This window comes from Ramlibacter aquaticus (assembly GCF_015159745.1).
In the GTDB taxonomy this organism is placed as follows: Bacteria; Pseudomonadota; Gammaproteobacteria; order Burkholderiales; family Burkholderiaceae_C; genus Ramlibacter; species Ramlibacter aquaticus.
On the sequence record NZ_JADDOJ010000019.1, the window covers coordinates 1 to 21,389 of the forward strand.

Consider the following 21,389-nt stretch of genomic DNA (forward strand, 5'->3'; position numbering starts at 1 on the left):
GGGGGTGGTGCATGCCGATTGCAGCGGAGCATCGCGTGTGCTTTTCTGCGCAATGGCGACGCTGCGCGTTCTGCACAGTCCCCAGTTCGGCGGAGGACCTTGCCGCTGCGCACGATGCAGCGCCAGTGCCTGGCCGCAGCGCCGATTTCAGACGATCGAGGACACGATGGACAACTTCAAGATATCGCAGGTCCGCCAGCTGGGCGAGAAGAAGGCCATCTCGACCACGGCCTCGCCGACCTGGGCGAACCCGGCAGCCGCGGGCGCCGGCTGGGAAAGCTTCTGAGCCCATGGACCGGCCCGCCGTGCCCCTGCCGCCCCTGCGCGGTCTGGCCCGCCTGGGCCAGGCCTTGCGCCATTCGCTCAAGGCCCGCGTCCTGCTGCTCACGGTGCTGGCCCTGCTGCTGGGCCTGGGGTCGCTCGCCTTCTACGCCAGCCGGGTCATCGGCCGTGGCATGGTGCAGAACCTGGCCAGCAGCGAGGATGCGACGGCGGGCGTGATGGCGTTGACCCTGGACCGTGCGATGGGGGTCCGCCAGCAGGTGCTGCAGGACCTGGCGCGGCCGCGCGGTGAGCACGGGCCGCACGGGGCCGCCACCTGGCAGGCCTTCCTGGAGCAACGGCCCGAGTCGGCGATCCTGTTCAACGGCGGCATCGCCTGGGTCGACCGCGCGGGCACAGTGGGCGCCGCCGTCCCGACGGCGGTGGACCGCGTGGGCCGCAACTACCTCGCGCGCGAAGGCATCCGCGAGACGCTGGAGCAGGGCCGCTCGGTCATCAGCAGCCCCAGCTGGGGCCGGGGCCTGGGCTCGCCCATCTTCTGGACCGCGGTGCCCGTGCGCGACGGCGCCGGCCACGTCACCGGTGCCCTGGTGGGCATCACCGACCTGGGCAAGCCCAACTTCATCTCGCAGCTCAACGAGCAGCTGTCGCAGACGCCCGCGCGGCTGTACATCCTCGATCCGCGCAGCGCGCGCGTGGTGACCTCCAGCCACCTCGCCCTGGCCCTGGCCGATGCCACCTCGGTGCTGGGGCCCCAGGCGCTGGCGCGCGACGGCACGGGGCCCCGGTCCGCATCGCAGCGCTACGTGAACCCGGCCGGCGAGGAGGTGCTGGACACCCGCAGGACCATGGCGACCACCGGCTGGGAGGTGCACCTGGTCACGCCCACGGCCCAGGTCGCGAGCGCGGTGCGTGAAGTGCACCAGCACCTGGCCCTGGCCGCGCTGCTGCTCACCGCTCCGCTCATGGGCGTCACGCTCTGGCTGCTGCGTCGCCAGCTGCGGCCGCTGGCGCAGGCCGCCGACGCCATGTCGGCGATGTCGGGCGGGGCCGCGCCGCTGAAGCCCCTGGCCACCACGCAGCGCGACGAGGTGGGCCGGCTCATCGCGAGCTTCAACCTGCTGGCCGACTCCCTCACCCGGCGCGAGGTCCTGCTGCGCGAGAGCGAGGAGCGCTACCGCGTCGCCTTCAACACCAGCCCGGACGCGATGGTGATCTCGCGCATTGCCGACCGGCAGTGCCTGAAGGTCAGCGCGGGCTTCGAGCGCATGACGGGCTACGCCAGCCACGAGGTCGAGGGCCGCCGCGTCGGCGAGGTCGAGCTCTGGGTCCGTCCGGCCCAGCGCGAGCAGATGCAAAAGGCGGTGCGCGAGAGCGGCCGCTGCAGCGACATGGAGATCGACTGCCGCCGCAAGGACGGCCGCATCATCACTGTGTTGCTGTCGGCGCAGGCCCTGGTGCTGGGCGGCGAGCCCTGCCTGATGACGATCTCGCGCGACATCACCGAGCGCAAGGCCGTGGAGCGGGCCGAGCGCCAGGTCTCGCGCATGTACGCCGCGCTGGGCCTGTGCAACCAGGCCATCACCCGCACCGCGACGGCCGACGACCTGTACGAGCGCGTCTGCCGCATCGCCGTGGACGTGGCCGGCGCCTGCGCCGCCTGGATCGGCGTGGTCTCGCCCGACGGCCTGGGCCTGCGGGTGGGCAATGCCTACGGCGAAGGGGCGGACGCCTTGCGCGGCAGCCTGCTGGCGGCCCGGCCGTCGCCGCAGTCGGCCGGGCAGGCCGATGGGCTGGCGGCGGCGCAGCGCGCGCTGGCCGAGGGCCAGGCCGTGTGGCTGGAGGCCGGCAGCGAGGGCGGCCCCGACCCGCGCGTGCCGGGCGCGGCGGCCTGGGGCTCCTCGGCGGCCATCCCCCTGCTGGCCGAGGGCCGCACCGTCGCGGTGATGACGCTCAACGCCGCCGACCCGTCGTCCTTCGACGGCAAGACGCGCGAGCTGCTGCTGCGCATGTCGGCCGACATCGGCTTCAAGCTCGACCACCTGAACGGCGAGCACAGGCGCCAGCGCGCCGAGGCGGAGCTGGGCCGCTACCGCCTGCACCTGGAGGAGCTGGTGTCGCAGCGCACGCGTGAACTGGAGCAGGCGCGCCAGCTGGCGGAATCGGCGAACCGTGCGAAGAGCACCTTCCTGGCCAACATGAGCCACGAGATCCGCACGCCCATGAACGCCATCATCGGCCACGCCTTCATGCTGCGCCGTGACGGTGTCTCCGCCGCGCAGGCCGCGCGCCTGGCGCGCATCGAATCCTCGGGGCAGCACCTGCTCTCGGTGATCAACGACATCCTGGACCTCTCCAAGATCGAGGCCGGCCGGCTGGAACTCGACCCCACGCCCTTCGCCCTGCACGCGCTGCTGGACGACGCGCTGGCCGTGGTGCGGCCGGCCGCGGAGGAGAAAGGCCTGGCCCTCTCCTGCGAAGCCCAGGGTGTGCCGGCCTGGGTGCTGGCCGATGCGACACGGCTGCGGCAGGCCCTGATCAACTACCTGGGCAACGCGGTGAAGTTCACCCCGGCGGGGTCGGTGGTGCTGCGGGTCTCCGCCCTGCCCGGGGCGGACGCCGTGGACGGCGCGCTGTGCCTGCGCTTCGAGGTCGCGGACACCGGCATCGGCATCGCACCGCAGACCCTGCGCGCCCTGTTCACGCCCTTCGGCCAGGCCGACGCCTCCACCTCGCGGCGCTTCGGCGGCACGGGACTGGGCCTGGCCGTCAACCGCCGGCTGGCCGAACTCATGGGCGGCGGGGTGGGTGCCTCCAGCGCGCCGGGCGTGGGCAGCAGCTTCTGGTTCACGGCCCGGGTGCAGCCGCTGGCGGCTCCCGCCGTGCAGGACGCGCGGCCGGCCCAGGACCCGCTGGCGCAGCTGCGCCAGCGCATGGCCGGCGCCCGGGCCCTGCTGGTGGAGGACAGCGCCATCAGCGCCGAGGTCGCGCAGGACCTGCTGGAGGACGCCGGCTTCGAGGTGGACTGGGCCCGCGATGGCGCCGAGGCCCTGGACCTGGCCCGGGCGGGCCGCTACGCCGTGGTCCTGATGGACGCCCAGCTGCCGCAGATGGACGGGCCGCAGGCCACGCGCCGGCTGCGCGCGCTGCCGGGGTGGGCGACGGTGCCCATCATCGCCCTGACGGCGAACGTGTTCCCCGAGGACCGCAAGGCCTGCCTGGAAGCGGGCATGAACGACTTCCACTCCAAGCCGGTGCAGCCGCAGCGGCTGTACGAGACGCTCTGGCGCTGGCTGGAGGCCACGCCCGCGGCGGGCGAAGCCCCCGCGCAACCCGCGCAACCCGCGCCCCCGGCAGGCGATGCCGCGGCGGGTGAAGGCTTCCAGGCACCCGATGCCGCAGGGCCTGGCGCGGGCGATGCCTCCGGCGAGGGCGCGGACGCCGCGCTCGCCCTCCTGGAGCGGGTCGCCGCGGTCGACGGCATGGATGCGGCGCACGTGCGCTATTTCAGCCGCAAGGCTGCCCAGTACCTGGGCCTGGTGCGGCAGATGCTGGCGCGCCACGCGGACGCCGCGGACCGTCTCGCCCAGGCCCTGGCCGGCAAGGACTGGCCCGCGGCCCGTGCCCTGGCCCATGGCGTGCGCGGCGATGCGGCCGTGCTGGGGGCCATCGCCATCCGCGACGCGGCGGCCCGCATCGAGGACGGGCTGCGCCCGGCCGGGACGGCGCTGCCGGCCCTGGGGCCGCTGGTGGCGGAGCTCTCCCGCATGCGCGCGGCCCTGGCGGGCCTGCGCGCCTGCCTGGCGGCCGGGGGCTGAGCGGCCGGGCCGGGCCCGGCGTTGCGCCGCGGCGTGCCTGCGTCGCCGGCTACTCGGGCTTGAAGCCCACCGACTGCAGCACCTTGCCCACGCGGTCGAAGTCGGCGTGCAGCTCGCGCGTCATGTCCTCGCTGCTGCGCGGCTGCCCGGCCTCGAAGCCGGTCTCCAGCATGCGCGCACGCAGCCCGGGGTCCGCCAGCACCTTGAGCGCAGCCTGGCGCACACTGGCCTGGGCGGGCGCCGCGCTGTCGGGCGAACTCCACAGGCCCATCCAGCCGATGGCCTCCATCTGCGGGTAGCCCGCCTCGCGGAAGGTGGGCACGTCCGGCAGCTGCGGCGCGCGCCGCGGCGTGCTGATGCCCAGGGCCCTGATCTTGCCGCTGCGGATCAGCGGCAGCGAGGTGGCCAGGCCGTCGAACATGAGCGGAATGTGGTTGCCCATGAGGTCGGTGAGCGCGGGCGTGGAGCCCTTGTAGCCCACGTGCTGCAACTGGATGCCGGCGGACTGGTTCAGGATCAGGCCCAGCACGTGCGACATGGTGCCCGGGCTGTAGGAGCCGTAGCTGATCTCGCCCGGCCTGCCCTTGGCGTAGGCCACGAGCTCCGCCAGGTTCTTCGCCGGGAAGCTCGGATGCGCCACCAGCACCAGCCCGGCGCGCGCCAGCTCGGCCAGCGGCTTGAGCTGCTGGCCCACGTCGAAGGGCAGCTTGACGATGTGCGGGATCTCGCTGACCAGCGAATTGACGCCCACCAGCAGGGTGTGGCCGTCGCGCTGCGCGCGCATCAGCTCGCCGACCGCGATCGCGCCGGCGCCGCCGGCGCGGTTGTCCACCACCACCGGCTGCCCCAGCTCGCGCGCGAGCGGATCGGCCACCAGGCGCGCCACCAGGTCGGCGCTGCCGCCGGGCGGTCCGGCGACGATGAGGCGCACCGGCCGGGTGGGCCAGGCCTGGGCGAAGGCGGCGGGGGCCAGGGTGGCGAGGGCGGCCGCGGCGGCGAAGCGGCGGCGGGACAGCAGGGTCGGGTTCATGGGCATTTCCAGTGTAGGGCGCGCTCAGGCGAGCCAGCGCAGGCAGGCGAGGGTGAGCAGGGCGAGGAACAGGGTCTCCCCCAGCATCAGCAGCACGGGCTTGAGGCCCACGGCGACGAGCTCGCGCAGCTGGGTCTTCATGCCGATGCCGGCGATGGAGGCGACCAGCAGCCAGCGCGAGAGGTCGTTGCCGGCCGCCTGCACCGGCCTGGGGATCCAGCCGGTGGAGTTGACCGCCACCAGCACGGCGAAGGCGACGGCGAACCAGGGCAGCAGCGGCGGGCGCGGGCCGTGCGCGGCGGCGTCCTGGCGCGAGCGGGTGAGCAGCGAGGTGAAGAGGATGACGGGCAGCAGGGTGGCCACGCGCAGCAGCTTGACCAGGGTGGCGGTATCGCCCGCCGGCGTGGAGATGCTGTAGCCCGCGCCCACCACCTGCGCGACGTCATGGATGGTGCCGCCCAGGAACATGCCCGCGGCCCGGTCGGACAGGCCCAGCGCGTGCACGACCATGGGGTAGAGCACCATGGCCAGGGTGGACAGGGCAGAAACGCCGATCACGGTGAACAGGGTGGCGCGGTCCTTGCCGGGGTGCGTGGGCAGCGCGGCCGACAGGGCCAGCGCGGCCGAGGCGCCGCAGATCGCGGTGGCGCCGCCGGTGAGCAGCCCGAACAGCGGCTGGAAGCCGAGCAGGCGCGCCGCGAGCATGGCGCAGGCGATGGTGAGCGCGACCGCGCCCAGGATGAAGAGCACGGGCCCCCAGCCCAGGGCCTGCACCTGCGCCAGCGTGATGCGCAGGCCCAGCAGCGCGATGCCCAGGCGCAGCAGGGCCTTGGCGCTGAACTCGATGCCGGGGGCGCAGGGCCCCTCGGCCGAGAGGAAGTTCATCGCCATGCCCAGCAGCAGGGCGAACAGCATCACCGGCGCGCCGTAGTGCTCCGACAGGAAGGTGGCCGCCGCGCCGACCACGGCGCAGGCGATCACCCCGGGCGCCAGCACCCGGGCCCGTGCCGCCGGGGCGGCGTGGGGCATGACGCTGCGCATGCTCAGGCCGCCTGCAGCAGGTGGTCGGCGAACTGCTCGCGCAGCTTGTTCTTCAGCATCTTGCCGGTGGCGCCCAGGGGGATCGCGTCCACGAAGACCACGTCGTCCGGGGTCCACCACTTCGCGATGCGGCCTTCGAAGTGGGCCAGCAGCGCCTCGCGGTCCAGGGTGCTGCCGGGCTTGCGCACGACCACCAGCAGCGGGCGCTCGTCCCACTTGGGATGGCGCGCGGCGATGCAGGCCGCCATGGCCACCTCGGGGTGCGACATGGCGATGTTCTCCAGGTCGATGGAGCCTATCCATTCGCCGCCCGACTTGATCACGTCCTTGCTGCGGTCGGTGATCTGCATGAAGCCGTCGGCATCGATGGTGGCCACGTCGCCGGTGGGAAACCAGCCGTCCACCAGCGGGTCGCCGCCGGCCCCCTTGAAGTAGCGCGAGACGACCCAGGGGCCGCGCACCAGCAGTTCGCCCGCGGCCCGGCCGTCGCGCGGCAGCTCGCGGCCGTCCTCGCCGACGATCTTCATGTCCACGCCGAACACCACCCGGCCCTGCTTGGACTTGAGCGCGAGCTGCGCCTGCGCGGGGAGGCGCAGCTGGCGCGGCTTGAGCGTGCAGGCCGTGCCCAGCGGGCTGATCTCCGTCATGCCCCAGGCGTGCAGCACGTCCACGTCGTAGCGCTCCTGGAAGGCCTGCATCATGGCCGGCGGGCAGGCCGAGCCGCCGATCACGGTGCGGCGCATGGTGCTGAAGCCGAGGTTGTTCGCCTCCACGTGCGCGAGCAGGCCCTGCCACACGGTGGGCACGCCGGCGGACATCGTCACGCCCTCGCCCTCGAACAGCGTGTGCAGGCTCTTGCCGTCCAGGAAGGGCCCGGGCAGGACCAGCTTGGCGCCGACCATGCACGCGGCATAGGGCAGGCCCCAGGCGTTGACGTGGAACATGGGCACCACGGGCAGGATCACGTCGCGCGCCGAGCAGCTGAGCGAATCGGGCAGGGCGATGGCGTAGGTGTGCAGCACCGTGGAGCGGTGGCTGTAGAGCGCGCCCTTGGGATTGCCGGTGGTGCCCGAGGTGTAGCACAGGGAGCTGGCGGTGTTCTCGTCGAACACCGGCCACTCGAAGCGGTCGAGCTGGGTCGCCAGCAGGTCCTCGTAGCACAGCAGGTTGGGGATGCGGGTCTGGGCCGGCATGTGGGCCCGGTCCGTCAGCGCGATGTAGTGCCGCAGGGTGCGCGCGCGGGGCGCGATCGCCTCGACCAGGGGCAGGAAGCTCAGGTCGAAGAAGATCACCTCGTCCTCGGCGTCGTCGGCGATCCAGGTGACCTGGTCCGGGTGCAGGCGCGGGTTCAGCGTGTGCAGCACGGCGCCCGATCCCGACACCGCGTAGTACAGCTCCAGGTGGCGGTGGCCGTTCCAGGCCAGCGTGGCGACCCGCGTGCCGGGCTTCACGCCCAGGGCGCCCAGGGCGTTGGCCAGGCGGCGGGCGCGCGAGGCCATCTGGGCGAAGGTGTAGCGGTGCAGGTCGCCCTCGACGCGGCGCGAGACGATTTCCTGCTCGCCATGGTGGCGTTCCGCGTGCGTGAGCAGCGAGGACACCAGCAGGGGCTGTTGCATCATGGAACCAAGCACTTCGGTGTCCTTGTCGTTGTCGTGGGGTGGCGCAGGGGGCGCGGCGTCAGGCGCGCGCGGCCTGCAGGGGCGGCGGGCGTGGCGCGTCCAGCGGCTCGCCGGCGCGCTGGCAGTCGGCCTCGTAGGTGCGGGCCGCGCGCAGGAAGGCCAGCGCCGCCAGCACGCCGAAGGCGGGCATCAGCGCCAGCGCCGGGCCCAGGCCGATCGCGTCCGACAGGGCACCGGTGATGACCGGGCCCAGCGCGAGGCCGAACAGGTTCTGGATCAGCGCCAGCACCGACGAGCCGGTGGAGCGCACGCCGGGATGGATCACGTCGATGACGATCGCCGAGACCGGGCCCACGGTGCAGGTCATGAGGAAGCCGCCCAGCACCACCAGCAGGAACTGGCTTTGCGGCGCGAGGGCCGCGCCGAAGCTGAAGGCCCCGCCCAGCACGGCGAGCGAGCACAGGCACAGCAGGGCCAGGGTCTGCAGCTTGGCGCCCCGGCGCCTGCGGCCGGCGCGGTCCACCACGGCCCCCCAGACCACGGCCCCCGCGGCGCCGGCCAGCACCACCAGGGCGGCGCGCAGGGCGGCCTGGTCGGGTGCGATGCCGTGCACGCGGTTGAGGAAGCTGGGCATCCAGGCCCAGATGGAGGATACGACCACCAGCTGCGCGGCGGCGCCGGCGCAGACCCAGCGCATGGTGACGGCGCGCGAGAGGGCGCGCCAGATGTGGCCGGCCGCCGCGCCCGTGCTGCGCGTCGCCTGTTGCAGCGAGGGGGTCAGCGAGACGGTGCGGTAGTCCTTCACGAGCAGGTAGAGCAGCGCCAGCACCAGCCCGGGCACGCCCACCACGCCGAAGGCGGACTGCCAGCCCCAGCGGGCCGCGATCACGCCGCCCAGCACCACGCCCAGCACCGAGCCCACGGACGCGGCGGCGAAGAAGCCGGCCAGCAGCGCGGCGCGCATGCGCTCCGGGAAGTGGCTGGCGATCAGCGCGGCGCCCACCGAGCCGTAGCCGGCCTCGCCCAGCCCCACCGCCGCACGCGCGCCCAGCAGCGCACCGTAGCTGCGCGTGAACATGCAGGACAGCGTCGCGCTGCTCCACACCACGGCCATGGCGGCGATGCTGCGCACGCGGCTCACGCGGTCGGCGAACAGGGCCACCGGCAGCGCGCCCAGCGCCACCGTGACCGAGACCACCGACACCAGCGAGCCGAGCTGGGTGTCGCTCAGGCCCCATTCCCGCTTCATGTGCGGGAACAGGGAGACGATGACCTGGCGGTCCACGTAGTCCATGACCATCAGCGCCAGGGTCATGGCGAAGGCGAACCAGGCCGCGCCGCGGCCGGCCAGGTAGTCGTTGCCGGAAGCGCCCGGCGCGGCGGTGGGGATGGGGTTCATGGCAGCAGGACGGTGGCGCCCGTGGTCTGGCGCGATTCGAGGGCGCGGTGCGCCTGGGCGGCCTCCGCGAGCGGGAAGGACTGGCTGGGCTCGCTGCGGATGCGGCCGGCCAGCACGTGGCCGAAGAGCTCGTCGGCCATGGCGAGCATGTGGCTGCGCGGGGTGGCGTAGTGGATCATCGCGGGCCGCGTGAGCCAGATCGAGCCCTTCACGGCCAGCAGCGTGGTGTCGATCTGCACCGGCCCCGAGGTGGTGCCGTTGCTGACCAGGGTGCCGCGCACCTGCAGGCTGTCCAGCGAGGCCATGAGGGTGTCGGCGCCCACCGAGTCGTACACCACGGGGACGCCCTGGCCGCCGGTGATCTCGCGCACCCGCCTGGGGATCTCGCGCGCCATGTCGGCCGGGGTCATGCCGCCGGTGACGATGGTGTGGGCGCAGCCGTTGGCCCGCGCCACCTCGGCCTTGGCCTCGGTGCTCACGGTGCCTATCAGGGTCACGCCCAGCGCGCGGGCCCACTGGCAGGCGATCAGGCCCACGCCGCCGGCGGCCGCGTGGTAGAGGATGGTCTCGCCGCCGTGCAGCGGGTACACCTGGCGGAACAGGTACTGCGCGGTCATGCCCTTCATCATCAGCGTGGACGCCGTGCTGTCGGCGACGCCGTCGGGCAGGGGGATCAGCACCTCGGCCGGCATCAGGCGCACGTCGGCGTAGGCGCCCTGCGGGCCCAGCAGGTAGCCCACGCGGTCGCCGGGCCGTACTTCGGTGACACCGGGGCCCACGGCCTCGACCACGCCCACGGCGTCCGAGCCCAGGCCGTTGGGCAAGGGCAGGGGGTAGCGGCCGCTGCGGATGTAGATGTCGATGAAGTTGACGGCGATGTGGCTGTGGCGCACGCGGGCCTGGCCGGGGCCGGGCTCGCCGACCTCGACCTGTTCGTAGCGCAGGACCTCGGGGCCGCCGGTGGCGTGGAGACGGATGGCGTGGGGCATGGGGGGTGTCCGTTTTGGGGGCTCAGTGCATGAGCCCGGCGATGAGTTGCTGGCCCTCGGGCCAGGGGCCGTAGCCCGATGCGGGGTTGAGGTGGCCGACCTCGCCGAGGTCGTGGACGCCGCTGCCCCAGTCGATCGCGAGCTGGAGCACGCGCTGGAAGCCCGCCAGCGGGTCGTTGCGGCTGGCGCAGACCAGGCTGGGGAAGGGCAGTGCTGTGCGCGGGACCGGCAGCCAGCCGGCGGCCTGCAGCGCGGCCATGCCCGGGTAGCCCTCGGGCATGGGTGTTTCGAAATCGGGCGGCGTCACCAGCAGCGCGGCATGCACCGCGCGCCGTGTCTGCCGCGCCCAGTGCGCGACCATGATGCAGCCGCCGCTGTGGGCGACGATCACCAGCGGGCCCGCGATGGACTGCGCGGCCTGCTCGATGGCCTGCACGCGCGCCTGGCAGTCCAGGTCGGTGCGGCCCATGGGTGGCACCGTCACCGAGCCCGGCATCGCCGTCGCGAGCAGGGTCTGCCAGTGCTGCGGGGCGGCGTCGCGCAGCCCGGGCACGAACAGGACGGTGGGGGCACCCATGGCCTCAGGCCGCCTTGCGCAGGAAGCCCTGCTGGCGGCCGCGCGCGTTGGGCGCGAAGCCGTTGGCCAGCAGCGTCTCTTCCACGGTGTCGTAGAAGACGCCGATCTTCAGGATCTCGCGCGCCTGCTGGGCGGTGGCGATGGGGCGGCCGAACTCGCCGGCGATGCGCACCAGCTGGCGGATCTGCTCCACCGTGCTCATCTTCTGCGTGCGCGCCTGGTTCCAGATGTTGTCCTCGATGCCGCAGCGCACGTGCAGGCCCATGGCCATGCCCATCATGTTGATCGGCAGCACGTTGCGCATGCTGCTTTCCACGGTGACCATGGCGCCGTCGGGCAGGGCGCGCACGAAGTTGGCGAGGTTGTAGATGTTGGGCGCGTCCATGCCGCCGGAGATCGCGACCCAGTTCAGCACCAGCGGGCCCTTGTAGACGCCGCGGCGGATCAGCCGCTCCACGGTCTCGAAGCTGTTCAGGTTGTAGAACTGGAAGGCGCTCTGGATGCCGCGGGCCGACAGGCGCCTGATGTGCTCCTCGACGAAGCTGGGCGTGGAGGGCACCACCATCTCGCTGTACGCGCGGATGCCCTCGGGCGTGCCCAGCGAGGTGCCGGCGATGTCCGCGGTCTCCATATGCTCGAGCACGTTCATCTGCGTGGTGTTGACCGTGACGGTGACCTGGTCCGGCTTGGGGTCCAGCTCGGCCAGCATGTGGCGCGTGTCGTCGGACAGCCACTTGGCGTTCGCGCCCTCGCCCTCCGGCGCGAAGGAGATGGAGCCGCCGACCTGCAGGATCATCTCCGGGCAGGCCTGGCGGATGCCCGCCAGCAGCTCGTTGAACTTGGACAGGCGCTTGCTGCCCCGGCCGTCGAGTTCACGCACGTGCACGTGCAGCACGCGGGCGCCGGCCTCGTAGCAGTCCACCGCCTTGCGCACCTGCGCTTCCATGCTGACCGGGATGTCCTCCGGGAAATCGGAGGGGATCCACTCGGGGCCGTAGGGAGCAGCGGTGATGACCAGCGGTTCCTGGTTTTCGGGGAAGAGGTGGCCGTCGAGGAAGTTCATGGGGGTCCTTCGGGAAGTGCGGGGTGAATGGGAGATTCAGAAGGGCGTGTCGCCCTGGATGCCGGCGCGTTCCATCTTTCGATGGCAGGGTGGGTAGTCCATCGCGGCGTAGTGCTGCGTGGCGCGGTTGTCCCACATGGCCATGGCGTTTCGCGACCAGCGGAAGCGCACCTGGTACTCGGGGATGAAGGCCTGCGACTGCAGGTAGCGCAGCAGCTCACCGGCGCCGTGCGTGAAGTCCTGGCCGTAGCGCACGTTGGCCGGCGTGTGGAAGTTGGTGAAGTGCGTGGTGAAGGCGTTGACGAAAAGGATCTTCTCGCCTGTCTTCGGGTGGGTGCGCACCACGGGGTGCTCGGCGTCGGGGAACTGCGCCTTCAGCGCCAGCCGCTTCTCGGTCGGCATCGCCGCGCCGAAGCTGGCTTCGATGCTGTGGCGCGCGCGCAGGTGCTCGATGCGCAGCTTCACGTCCTCGGGCAGCTTCTCCCAGGCCAGCGCCATGTTGGCCCACAGGGTGTCACCGCCGACGGGCGGGCACTCCACGCAGCGCAGCACGCAGCCCATGGGCGGCTTTTCGCGCCAGGTGGCATCGGCGTGCCAGGCGTTCTCGTAGCGGTCGTTCGGGCTCTCGGGCGACTTGTAGATGCGCACCAGGCCGGGATGCTCCGGGTCGCTGCCGGCGACCGGGTGGTCCTCCAGCTCGCCGAAGTAGCGCGCGAAGGCCACGTGCTCGGCGCGGCTGATGTCCTGGTCACGGAAGAACAGCACCTTGTGGCGCAGCAGGAGCTGGTGGATCTCCTCCGCCAGGGCCTTGTCGCGCGAGGCGTCGCCCAGGCTGACGTTGATCAGTTCGGCGCCGATCGCACAGGTCAGGGGCTCGACCCGCAGCGAGCGCAGGCGCGCCGCGGAATCGATGACGGCGGGGGCGCGGGGCGCCAGGGATGCGGTGGCCATGGGCGGTGTCTCCTCGTGAATGAGGAAAGACTAAGCAGCCACCCCCGGTATCGCCCCCCCACCACCGAGGGGGTTCGGGTCAACCCTGAGACGCGGTGCTGCTCAGCCGGACAGCAGGCCCAGGATGCGGGCCCGGTCCACCACCTGCTTGCGGGTGCCGGCGTCCAGCTTGGCGAACAGGTTCTTGAGGTGCCACTTCACGGTTTCCTCGCCCACCTGCAGCGCCAGCGCGATCTCCTTGTTGGACAGGCTGCGCGCCAGCAGTTCCAGCACCCGGCGCTCCTTGGGCGTGAGCGCCGCGCTGGCGGCGGCGCGCGGCAGGGCGGACGCCGGCGCCGCGGTGGGCATGGGGGCCGCCGCCGATTCGTGCTGCGGCCCGCTGCCGGCCAGGCTGCGCATCCAGGCCGCCAGGTCGGGGTGCGCGTCCTCGAACAGCCGCGCCAGCCCCGCGGCCTGGGCCAGCTCCTGCACCTCCTGCACCAGCGGCAGGGTGCGTTCGCCGCAGCGGTCCAGGGCCCAGGCGTGCAAGGCCATGGCTTCCAGCCGTTCCCGGCCCTGGCGCCGCTGCGCCGCCAGCGCCTCGGCCTCGGCGAGCCAGGCGCTTGCGGCCCGCCACTCGCGCGCGGCGATCGCGGCGTAGGCGCGTGCCAGCAGCAGCCAGCCCTGCACCCCCTGCTGCCACAGCGGCCCGGGCGGCTCGCCGGCGGCCATGAGCGAGGCATGCAGCGCCTCCATCGCCTGCAGCAGTTCGCGGCAGGTGGCGGCACGGTAATGGCGGGCATGCAGGCGCAGCTGTTCGGACAGGCTGGCGAGCTCCAGCCGCGCCAGCGCACGGGCGCGGCCCACGGCCTGCAGGGCGCCCAGCAGGTCCAGGGCCTGCTGCTCCTGGCCCGCGGCGACGGCGATGCGCGCCAGGGTGCGAAAGCCCAGCAGCACCGCCTCGGGCAGGCCGCTGCGCTCCAGCACGTCCAGCCGGTCGGCCAGCAGGGCCGCGGCGCTGTCGGCGCGGCCGAGCTCCCAGCGCGAGGCCGCCAGCGTGGCCGCGACCATGGCGGCGAAGCGGCTGCGCCGCCCCAGGTCGTTGTCGGCGGTGGCCAGGCACGGGGCCAGCAGCTGCTCCACCATGAGCGGCTGGCCCTCCCAGGCATAGCTGAGCGCGATGATCACCTCGCCCCAGCGGTCCAGGTGCGCGGCGTCCTGGCGCGGCGCCGCCTGCTGGCGCAGCCGGGCCAGCGCGGGGTCGCCGGCGAGCAGGGCACGCAGGGCCGAGCGGTTGGCATGCACCTGCAGCAGGCGGGGCGCGTGCAGGGGCGGCCGGTCGGCCCAGGGGTCGTGCAGGGCGGCGAAACGGTCGGGATCGTCGGCGAACAGGGCCGCGCCAGCCAGGATCAGCGCGCACTCGCACTGCAGCGGCTCGTCGCCCGCGGCCCCGGCGAGCAGCGCGTCGACGATGCGCCGCGCCTCGTCGTGGCGTTCGCTGATCGCGAGCGACCAGGCCAGTGCCAGCATCAGGCGGGGCCGGCGGTGCAGTTCGGCGATGGGCACCTGCGCCAGCCATTCCATCACCGCCGACTGCCGGCCCTGGGCCAGCATGGTGTCGTAGAGGCTGCGCTCGGCCAGGTCGTAGGCCTTGTCCGGCTCGCCCGCCGCGAGCGACTGGCGCGCCGCGACCTCCAGCAGGCCCTGGGCGGCCAGCCAGGTGCTCGCGCGCCGGTGCAGGGCGCTGCGGCCCTCGGCGGGGAGCGCGTCGAAGCCCTCGCGAACCACCTCGCGCGCCAGCGAATGCAGGCGGTACCAGCCCTGCAGTTCGCCGGCGACGAAGACCGGGGTGTCGCGCGCCAGCCGCTCCAGCCGCTCACCCGCCTGTTCCCCGGGCAGCAGGGCCTCGCACAGGGAGGGGTGCAGGTGCTGCAGCAGGCTGGTGCGGGTGACGAAGTCCAGGTCCTGGGGCGAGAGCTTGCCCAGCAGCTGGCCCATGAGCGTCGCATGCAGGCCGCCCGCGCCGGCGGCCGGTCCGTTGAAGTCCAGGGGCTGGCCGCCCGCGGCCAGGGCCAGCGCCATCTGGATGCCCAGCGGCCAGCCCTCCATCTGCTCGTGCAGGCGTGCGCAGCGGTCGCGGTGGAAGCGGGTGCCCAGGCGCCGCTGGGCAAGCTGCAGCGTTTCCTCCAGCGTGAAGCGCAGCTGCGCCGCGCCGATGACCTGGCACTGGCCGTACACCACCAGGTCGGCCAGGCCCAGGTCCACGTCGGGGCGCGAGGCGATCACGCAGCGCAGGTTGGGCGGCGCGTTGCGCACCAGGTAGGCCAGGTCCTCGCGCAGCCCGTCCGGCAGCCGGTCGGCCTCGTCCACCATCAGCACCAGCTCGAAGGCGGCCTGGGCCACCTCCACCAGCCAGGCGGTGAAACCCTCCAGCCCGGGCGGCACCAGCCCCTCCAGCAGGACGTGGCCGAAGGTCGGCCGGCCGGCCCCCTGGCGCACGGACAGGGCCAGGGCCTGCAGCAGGCGCTGCGAGGACCCTATGCCCTGCGAGGACAGCCAGGCCACCGCCGCGCCCCGCGCGATGCAGTCCAGCCGCCATTGGGCCAGCAGGGAGGTCTTGCCGAAGCCGGCCGGCGCCTGCACCAGCACCACGGCGGCCGCGAGCGGGTCGGCCCCGCCGGAGGCGCCCGGTGCGCGCGCCAGCAGCTCGCGCGCCGCCCGCGGCGGCGTCACCCGCAGGAGCAGGTCGCTGGGCAGGTGGACCACGTCAGGCATCGAAATGATGGTAGCCCAGCCCCGGCTCAGGGTTGTCCCTAGGCCCCTCGGCGATGGGGGGGGCGATGAGAACGAAACGATCAACCCTCGCAAGGTCCCCCACCACCATCCACCGAGGACGAGGAGAACCATGAAACGCACATTGATCAGCCTGGCCGTGTTGGCCTCCCTGGCCGCCGGCAGCAGCCTGGCCCAGACGACGGCCCAGACCGGCCCCACCCTCTACGGCAACCTGGACCTGGGCGTGCTGTCCATCAACAACCTGACGCCCAGCCCGCTGGCCTATGTGCCCCTCGCGGCCAAGGGCGCGAGCAGCGTGCAGATGAAGGACGGCGGCCTGGGCGCCAGCAATTGGGGCATCCGCGGCCGCGAGGACCTGGGCGGTGGTTACGCGGCGCTCTACCAGCTGCAGGGCAACCTGAACACCAAGGACGGCATGACGGGCGGCGTGAACAGCACCGGCGGCATGTCCTTCTTCAACCAGACGGCCATGGTCGGCCTGGCCGGCCCCTTCGGCGAACTGCGCTTCGGCCGCCAGGTCTCGCCCATGTACTGGGCCATGGCCAGCACGGACGCCCGCGGTGGCCGCTACTTCGGCTCCGTGCTCACGGCGCTGGTGGGCCTGAACAGCGCCAGCGGCGCATGGGCCGGCAACCAGTCGAACGTAGCCTTCGGCACCATCTACAACGACAACGCCATCCTCTACACGGCCCCGACCTTCGCCAACATCACCGTCAACGCCGAGTACGCGCTGGGCAACACGGCGGGCAGCGGCCGCGCCAACGTGCAGGAAGCGCTCACCGCGGTGTACGACGCCAACGGCCTGAAGCTGTCCGCGCTCTGGTACAACGGCTACGGCAACAACCTGGGCGTGGCCACCGCCCTGTACACCGCCGCCACCGGCAGCGCGGCAACGGGCGCGGCCGCGGCCGCCGCGGCGGGCTTCTCGCCCACCGCCAACACCAACCGCCTGGCCTCGGTCGGCGCGCTCTACACCCTGGGGACCTGGACGGTGAGCGGCAGCCTGATGCAGGCCCGCAACCCGGCGCACGCCATCGTCAAGGGCGGCTCCGACAGCCTGGACCTGTGGAGCGTCGGGGCCGGTTGGCGCCCGGTGCCGCACATCAACCTCACCGCCGGCTACTACCGCGTCAAGGACAACCGCAACGCGGGCAACAAGTCGAGCCAGTTCGCGATGGGGGCCGAGTATTCGCTGTCGCGCCGCAGCCTGCTGTACGTGCAGGTGGGCGAGGTGAAGAACGAAGGCGCGAACATGAACATGAGCCCGGTCTACGCCAGCCCCGTGGTGCCCAACACCAGCGTGCACGCGCTGATGGTGGGCATGCGCCACAGCTTCTGATCAGGCCAGCGCGCCCAGGGCACCGGCCCCGGCCGTGAGCACGGCGATGCAGCGCTGCAGCGCCGCGCTGGGCTGCTTGTCGCGGTGGACCACCCACCAGCACTGGCGGCGGATGGCCGGCAGGGTGGTGGGCACCTCGCACAGATCGCCGGAGGCCAGCCGCGGCGCCACCACGCGGCGCGAGAGCACCGCGTGGCCCAGGCCCAGCAGCGCCGCCCCCAGCAGCGCCTCCGAACTCGCGATGTCGATGCTGCGCTGGTAGGCGCGCAGGTGCGGCAGCAGGGCCTGGTCGGTGGCCTCGCGGGTGCCCGAGCCCTTCTCGCGCAGCAGCCACACCGCCTGGCGCAGCTCGCGCACGCCCAGGCGCGGCGGGCCGGCCGCCGCCAGCGCCGGGCTGGCCACCACCACCAGGTCGTCGGTGACCCAGGGGTGCACGGCCAGCGCCGGGTCGTCGCAAGGGCCCTCGATCAGGCCCACGTCCAGTTCGAAGGCGGCCACGGCCGCGCAGATTCCGGCCGTGTTGTCGACCGCGACGGACGCGTGCCAGCGGTCGGCGCGCTGCACCGCGTCGCCGTAGAGCCGGGCCAGCAGGGGCGGCACCAGGTGGGCCGCGACGGTCATGCTGGCCCCCATGCGCAGCGACTGCAGCTGCGCGGCGGGCGTCTGCCCCATGGCCTCGAGCTCGCGCGCGGCGGCCAGCAGCGCACGCGCCCGCGGCAGCAGCTCACGGCCGTTGTCGTTCAGCAGCAGGCGCTTGCCCACCCGGTCGAACAGCCGCATGGCCAGCAGGCGCTCCAGCTCGTTCAAGGCCGCGCTGGTGGCCGACTGCGACAGCGCGATCTCATCGCCCGCCGCCCGCGTGGAGCCGGTGCGCGCCACGGCTTCGAAGATCTGCAGCTGGCGCAGGCTGAGGTGCAGGGCGGGGTCCATGGCGGTCCGGTGATCGATTGAATCGCTCGATATTAGCTGGACAAGCCGTTGGACGGGTCGATCACCAGCGCAGACACTGGACCTGTCCACCCCGGAATCCCCTCATGAGTACCGCCTTGCCGTCCCCCGTCCCCTTTCCGCCGCTGACCGCGCTTCGCCGGCTGGCGCCCGGCCTGCTGGCCTGCGCCCTGCTCGCGGTGGCCGGCAGCCAGCTCGCCTCGGTGGACCTGCTCGCCCGCCACGGGCTGAGCGCGCTCACCCTCGCGCTGATGCTGGGCATGCTGGCGGGCAACCTGCTGCCCGCGCCCGTGCTGGCGCACTGCGGGCCCGGCATCGGCCTGGCCAAGCAGCGCATCCTGCGCCTGGGCGTGGTGCTGTACGGCCTGCGCCTGACGGTGCAGGACATCGGCCACGTGGGCTGGGCCGGCGTGCTGGTGGACGCCGCCATGGTCTGCAGCACCTTCGCGCTGGCCTGCGGGCTGGGCATCCGCTGGCTGGGGCTGGACCGCAAGACGGCCATGCTGATCGGCATCGGCAGCTCGATCTGCGGCGCGGCCGCCGTCGTCGCCGCGGAGCCCGTGGTCAAGGCGCGGGCCGAGCAGGTCACCGTCGCGGTCGCCACCGTGGTGGTCTTCGGCACGCTGGCGACCTTCCTCTACCCCCTGCTGTTCGCCGCCGCCGCGCACGGCTGGCCGCTGCCCGCGCAGGGCCGGTCCTTTGGCCTGTACGTGGGCTCCACCGTGCACGAGGTGGCCCAGGTGATCGCCGCCGCGCGCGCGGTCAGCCCGGAGGCCGCGGACACGGCGGTGATCGCGAAGATGGTGCGCGTGATGATGCTCGCGCCCTTCCTGCTGGCGCTGTCCGCGCTGGGTCCGCGCGGCGGCGGCGCCGCCCGCACGCGCACCAGCGTGCCCTGGTTCGCCTTCGCCTTCATCGGCGTGGTGCTGCTCAACTCACTGCACGGCCTGCCCGCCCCCTGGGCCGCCCGGCTGGTGGAACTGGACACCGGCCTGCTGGCCATGGCCATGGCCGCGCTCGGCCTGGCGACGCAGGTGCGCATGATGCGCGAAGCCGGCAGTCGGCCGCTGCTGCTCGCCGCGCTGCTGTTCGCCTGGCTGGTGGTGGGCGGGGCCGCCCTGAACGCGTGGCTTCCGGCGCTCCTGGCCTGAGCGTGGGGCACGCTGCGCGCGCGGCCGCGTGCTTTTTTTCATGGCGGCGCCCGGGTCCTCCGGGTGGCCGCGGATTGCGAGACTGTTTCGTGTCCCTGCACAATGTGTCATGAATTCAAGCAGTACGCCCGGCCAGCGCAGCCTGGGCACCTTGATGGCCGTGACCTTCGCGGCCATGACCGTGGTCCTGGTCACCAGCCTGCTCGCCGTCACGGTTCCGCTGGCGGTGAACCGCATCGACGCCGCCAACGGCGCCCGCCTCGAGGAGATGGCCACCCTGGACCGGGACCGGCTGGACGAATCCCTGTTCGAGCGCTATCGCGAGGTGCAGGGCATGGCGCACCGCCTGTCGGCCGGCATGGACTGGCAGGGCGCGCGCGCGGCGCTGGACGAGATGCAGGCCTCCCTCCCCTACTACGCGTGGATCGGTGTGGCCGACACGCAGGGCAAGGTGCGGGCGGCCACGCGCGGCATCCTGGACGGCGCCGACGTCACGGCGCGGCCCTGGTTCACCCAGGGCCTGCACGGCGGCCACCTCAGTGACGTGCACGAGGCCGTGCTGCTGAGCTCGGCGCTGGGCAACAAGGGCGCCGAGCCGCTGCGCTTCTTCGACCTGTCCTTCCCCGTCATGCGCGACGGCGCGGTGGCCGGCGTGATCGGCGCCCACCTGTACTGGGAATGGTCGCGCCAGCTGCGCACCGCGCTCGAACGCTCCAGCGACAGCGCGAGCCCGCCCGAGCCGGTGCTGCTGGCGGCCGACGGCAAGGCCCTGATGGGGCCGCAGGCCGTGGAAGGCCAGGCCCTGGCGGGGCTGGCCAGCTACCGCATGGCCCTGCAGGGACGCACTGGCCACGTGGTCGAGGCCTGGCCCGACGGCCGCACCTACCTGGTCGGCTTCAGCCGCAGCAAGCCGTACCGCGATTCACCCGGCCTGGGCTGGGTGGTGCTGATGCGGCAGGACCTGGACGCCACCCGCGCGCCCGTGCGCGCCATGGAGCGCGACGTCGCCCTGGGCGGGCTGGCCCTGTGCCTGGCCTTCGGCCTGCTGGCCTGGCTGGCCGCGCGCCGCATCGCCCGCCCGGTGCTGGAGCTCGCGCAGGAGGCGCAGGCCATAGACCGCGGCGAGACGCGCGTGCTGCGCGCCGGCTCGGGCTACCACGAGATCGGCATCCTGCGGCGCGCCTTCAACACCCTGCTGCAGAGCCTGCAGGCGCGCGAGCAGGAGCTGCGCCAGGCCAACCAGGAGCTGGAGGCGCGCGTCAGCGAGCGGACCCGCGAGCTGCAGGAGGTGCTGCGTCTGTCGCGTGCCAGCGAGCGGCGGCTGCAACTGCTGATCGAGTCCTCGCCCGACGCCTTCGTGGCCATCGACGCCGCGGGCCAGGTCACCGACTGGAACGCCCGGGCGGAGGCCCTGTTCCAGCGCACGCGCGAGGACGCGCTGGGCCGGCCGGCCGAGGACGTTCTCCAGCCGCAGGAGGAGGGCGCGCTGCTGCTGGACCGCATGCGCCGCAGCGCCCTGCAGGCGCCGGGCAGCGCGGGCTGGGCACCGGTGGAGGCCAGCCTGCGCGGCGAGGGCGGCGCGGTGTTCCCGGCGGAACTGCGCTGCGCCTTGGCGGAGACGGGCCAGGGCACGCTGCTCACGGCCTTCGTGCAGGACATCAGCACGCGCAAGGAACTGGAGCGCATGAAGGACCAGTTCATCGGCACGGTGACGCACGAGCTGCGCACGCCCACGGCCGCGATCACCGCCTCGCTGGACCTGGTCCAGCGCATGCAGAGCGGCCTGCCCCCCACGGCGGCCCGCCTGCTGGACAACGCGGTGCGCAGCGCGCGCCGGCTGGCGCGCCTGATCACCGACGTGCTGTGGGTGGAGAAGGCGGCGGCCGGCCAGATGAGCGTGCAGGCCACGGCGCAGCCGCTGCTGCCGGTGCTGGAACAGGCCGTGACCGAGGCCGCGGCCTACGCCCAGCCCTATGGCGTCACGCTCGAGTGGACCGAGCGCGAGGCCTGCAGCGCCCTGGTCGATGCGGACCGCCTGGTGCAGGTGGTGCTGAACCTGATGTCCAACGCGGTGAAGTTCTCGCCGCGCGGCGGCACGGTGGAGATCTCACTGTCGTGCCGCGGCTACGAGGCCCGCATCGCCGTCGCCGACCACGGGCCGGGCATCCCGGCGGAGTTCCGCGCCCGCATGTTCGAGCGCTTCGCGCAGGACGCGCGTTCCGGCCAGGCGGACAAGGGCAGCGGGCTGGGCCTGAACATCTGCCGCAGCATCGTCGCCGCGCACGGCGGCCGCATCGAGTTCAGCAGCGAGCCGGGCGTGCGCACCGAGTTCGTGGTGCTGCTGCCGCTGGCGGACGCGGCCGTGGCCCGCGTCAGCGCCGAGCTGCAGCCGGGCGACTGAGCGCCG

At 73.2% G+C, this 21,389-nt stretch carries 15 protein-coding genes; 5 read left to right on the forward strand and 10 right to left on the reverse strand.

The genetic code is table 11. The features are described 5' to 3' along the window. Window positions 1–286, forward strand: a 286-nt coding sequence (locus IM725_RS20340) for a hypothetical protein (protein ID WP_227753636.1), incomplete at its 5' end; no start/stop codon positions are given. Between the two features lie 4 nt (window positions 287–290). Beyond that, window positions 291–4,100, forward strand: coding sequence for a response regulator (locus tag IM725_RS06700; RefSeq protein ID WP_193779802.1), 3,810 nt, complete (start codon window positions 291–293; stop codon window positions 4,098–4,100). Window positions 4,101–4,149: 49 nt separating this feature from the next. Here the strand turns inward: IM725_RS06700 and IM725_RS06705 are convergent, their stop codons facing one another. From IM725_RS06705 to IM725_RS06745, 9 genes are all read right to left on the reverse strand, one after another. Continuing rightward, window positions 4,150–5,130, reverse strand: a complete 981-nt coding sequence (locus IM725_RS06705) for a Bug family tripartite tricarboxylate transporter substrate binding protein (protein ID WP_193779803.1) — start codon at window positions 5,128–5,130, stop codon at window positions 4,150–4,152. Between the two features lie 24 nt (window positions 5,131–5,154). Further along, entirely contained in the window at window positions 5,155–6,159 is a 1,005-nt protein-coding gene (locus tag IM725_RS06710; RefSeq protein WP_193779804.1) for a YeiH family protein, read from the reverse strand. A gap of 14 nt (window positions 6,160–6,173) precedes the next feature. Beyond that, window positions 6,174–7,802, reverse strand: coding sequence for a 3-(methylthio)propionyl-CoA ligase (locus IM725_RS06715; protein ID WP_193779805.1), 1,629 nt, complete (start codon window positions 7,800–7,802; stop codon window positions 6,174–6,176). A gap of 46 nt (window positions 7,803–7,848) precedes the next feature. Then, window positions 7,849–9,189 (reverse strand): MFS transporter, encoded by a 1,341-nt coding sequence (locus tag IM725_RS06720; RefSeq protein ID WP_193779806.1) that lies wholly within the window; start codon window positions 9,187–9,189, stop codon window positions 7,849–7,851. Then, window positions 9,186–10,178: a quinone oxidoreductase family protein gene (locus IM725_RS06725; protein ID WP_193779807.1), complete on the reverse strand. Its 993-nt coding sequence runs from the start codon at window positions 10,176–10,178 to the stop codon at window positions 9,186–9,188. Before IM725_RS06725 ends, IM725_RS06720 begins: the two co-directional genes overlap by 4 nt. Before the next feature lie 22 nt (window positions 10,179–10,200). Then, window positions 10,201–10,755: an RBBP9/YdeN family alpha/beta hydrolase gene (locus tag IM725_RS06730; RefSeq protein ID WP_193779808.1), complete on the reverse strand. Its 555-nt coding sequence runs from the start codon at window positions 10,753–10,755 to the stop codon at window positions 10,201–10,203. A 4-nt stretch (window positions 10,756–10,759) separates the two neighbouring features. Further along, window positions 10,760–11,818, reverse strand: coding sequence for a BKACE family enzyme (locus IM725_RS06735; protein WP_193779809.1), 1,059 nt, complete (start codon window positions 11,816–11,818; stop codon window positions 10,760–10,762). A 36-nt stretch (window positions 11,819–11,854) separates the two neighbouring features. Beyond that, window positions 11,855–12,703 (reverse strand): TauD/TfdA dioxygenase family protein, encoded by an 849-nt coding sequence (locus IM725_RS06740; protein ID WP_193779847.1) that lies wholly within the window; start codon window positions 12,701–12,703, stop codon window positions 11,855–11,857. Between the two features lie 168 nt (window positions 12,704–12,871). Next, the gene (locus tag IM725_RS06745; RefSeq protein WP_193779810.1) at window positions 12,872–15,523 is read right to left on the reverse strand and encodes a LuxR C-terminal-related transcriptional regulator; all 2,652 of its coding nucleotides are present in this window, start codon (window positions 15,521–15,523) and stop codon (window positions 12,872–12,874) included. 130 nt (window positions 15,524–15,653) lie between these two features. On the opposite strand from IM725_RS06745, the gene IM725_RS06750 reads away from it, so the two are divergent. Beyond that, window positions 15,654–16,883 carry a porin gene (locus tag IM725_RS06750; protein ID WP_193779811.1) on the forward strand — a complete coding sequence of 410 codons (1,230 nt, stop codon included), beginning with the start codon at window positions 15,654–15,656 and terminating at the stop codon, window positions 16,881–16,883. Here IM725_RS06750 and IM725_RS06755 read toward each other — a convergent pair whose 3' ends face one another. Further along, on the reverse strand, window positions 16,884–17,813 hold the full coding sequence (locus IM725_RS06755) for a LysR substrate-binding domain-containing protein (RefSeq protein ID WP_227753638.1): 930 nt from the start codon (window positions 17,811–17,813) through the stop codon (window positions 16,884–16,886). A gap of 104 nt (window positions 17,814–17,917) precedes the next feature. On the opposite strand from IM725_RS06755, the gene IM725_RS06760 reads away from it, so the two are divergent. Together IM725_RS06760 and IM725_RS06765 are read left to right on the forward strand one after the other, a co-directional pair. Beyond that, window positions 17,918–18,982 (forward strand): YeiH family protein, encoded by a 1,065-nt coding sequence (locus tag IM725_RS06760; protein ID WP_193779812.1) that lies wholly within the window; start codon window positions 17,918–17,920, stop codon window positions 18,980–18,982. 109 nt (window positions 18,983–19,091) lie between these two features. Then, window positions 19,092–21,383, forward strand: coding sequence for an ATP-binding protein (locus IM725_RS06765; protein WP_193779813.1), 2,292 nt, complete (start codon window positions 19,092–19,094; stop codon window positions 21,381–21,383). Window positions 21,384–21,389: the final 6 nt, after the last annotated feature.

Bases quoted from the DNA above. Each gene is read 5' to 3' on its own strand.
- IM725_RS06700 (WP_193779802.1), top strand. From the start codon at position 291: ATGGACCGGCCCGCCGTGCCCCTGCCGCCCCTGCGCGGTCTGGCCCGC.
- IM725_RS06705 (WP_193779803.1), bottom strand. From the start codon at position 5,130: ATGAACCCGACCCTGCTGTCCCGCCGCCGCTTCGCCGCCGCGGCCGCC.
- IM725_RS06710 (WP_193779804.1), bottom strand. From the start codon at position 6,159: ATGCCCCACGCCGCCCCGGCGGCACGGGCCCGGGTGCTGGCGCCCGGG.
- IM725_RS06720 (WP_193779806.1), bottom strand. From the start codon at position 9,189: ATGAACCCCATCCCCACCGCCGCGCCGGGCGCTTCCGGCAACGACTAC.
- IM725_RS06725 (WP_193779807.1), bottom strand. From the start codon at position 10,178: ATGCCCCACGCCATCCGTCTCCACGCCACCGGCGGCCCCGAGGTCCTG.
- IM725_RS06730 (WP_193779808.1), bottom strand. From the start codon at position 10,755: ATGGGTGCCCCCACCGTCCTGTTCGTGCCCGGGCTGCGCGACGCCGCC.
- IM725_RS06735 (WP_193779809.1), bottom strand. From the start codon at position 11,818: ATGAACTTCCTCGACGGCCACCTCTTCCCCGAAAACCAGGAACCGCTG.
- IM725_RS06745 (WP_193779810.1), bottom strand. From the start codon at position 15,523: ATGCCTGACGTGGTCCACCTGCCCAGCGACCTGCTCCTGCGGGTGACG.
- IM725_RS06750 (WP_193779811.1), top strand. From the start codon at position 15,654: ATGAAACGCACATTGATCAGCCTGGCCGTGTTGGCCTCCCTGGCCGCC.
- IM725_RS06755 (WP_227753638.1), bottom strand. From the start codon at position 17,813: ATGGACCCCGCCCTGCACCTCAGCCTGCGCCAGCTGCAGATCTTCGAA.
- IM725_RS06760 (WP_193779812.1), top strand. From the start codon at position 17,918: ATGAGTACCGCCTTGCCGTCCCCCGTCCCCTTTCCGCCGCTGACCGCG.
- IM725_RS06765 (WP_193779813.1), top strand. From the start codon at position 19,092: ATGAATTCAAGCAGTACGCCCGGCCAGCGCAGCCTGGGCACCTTGATG.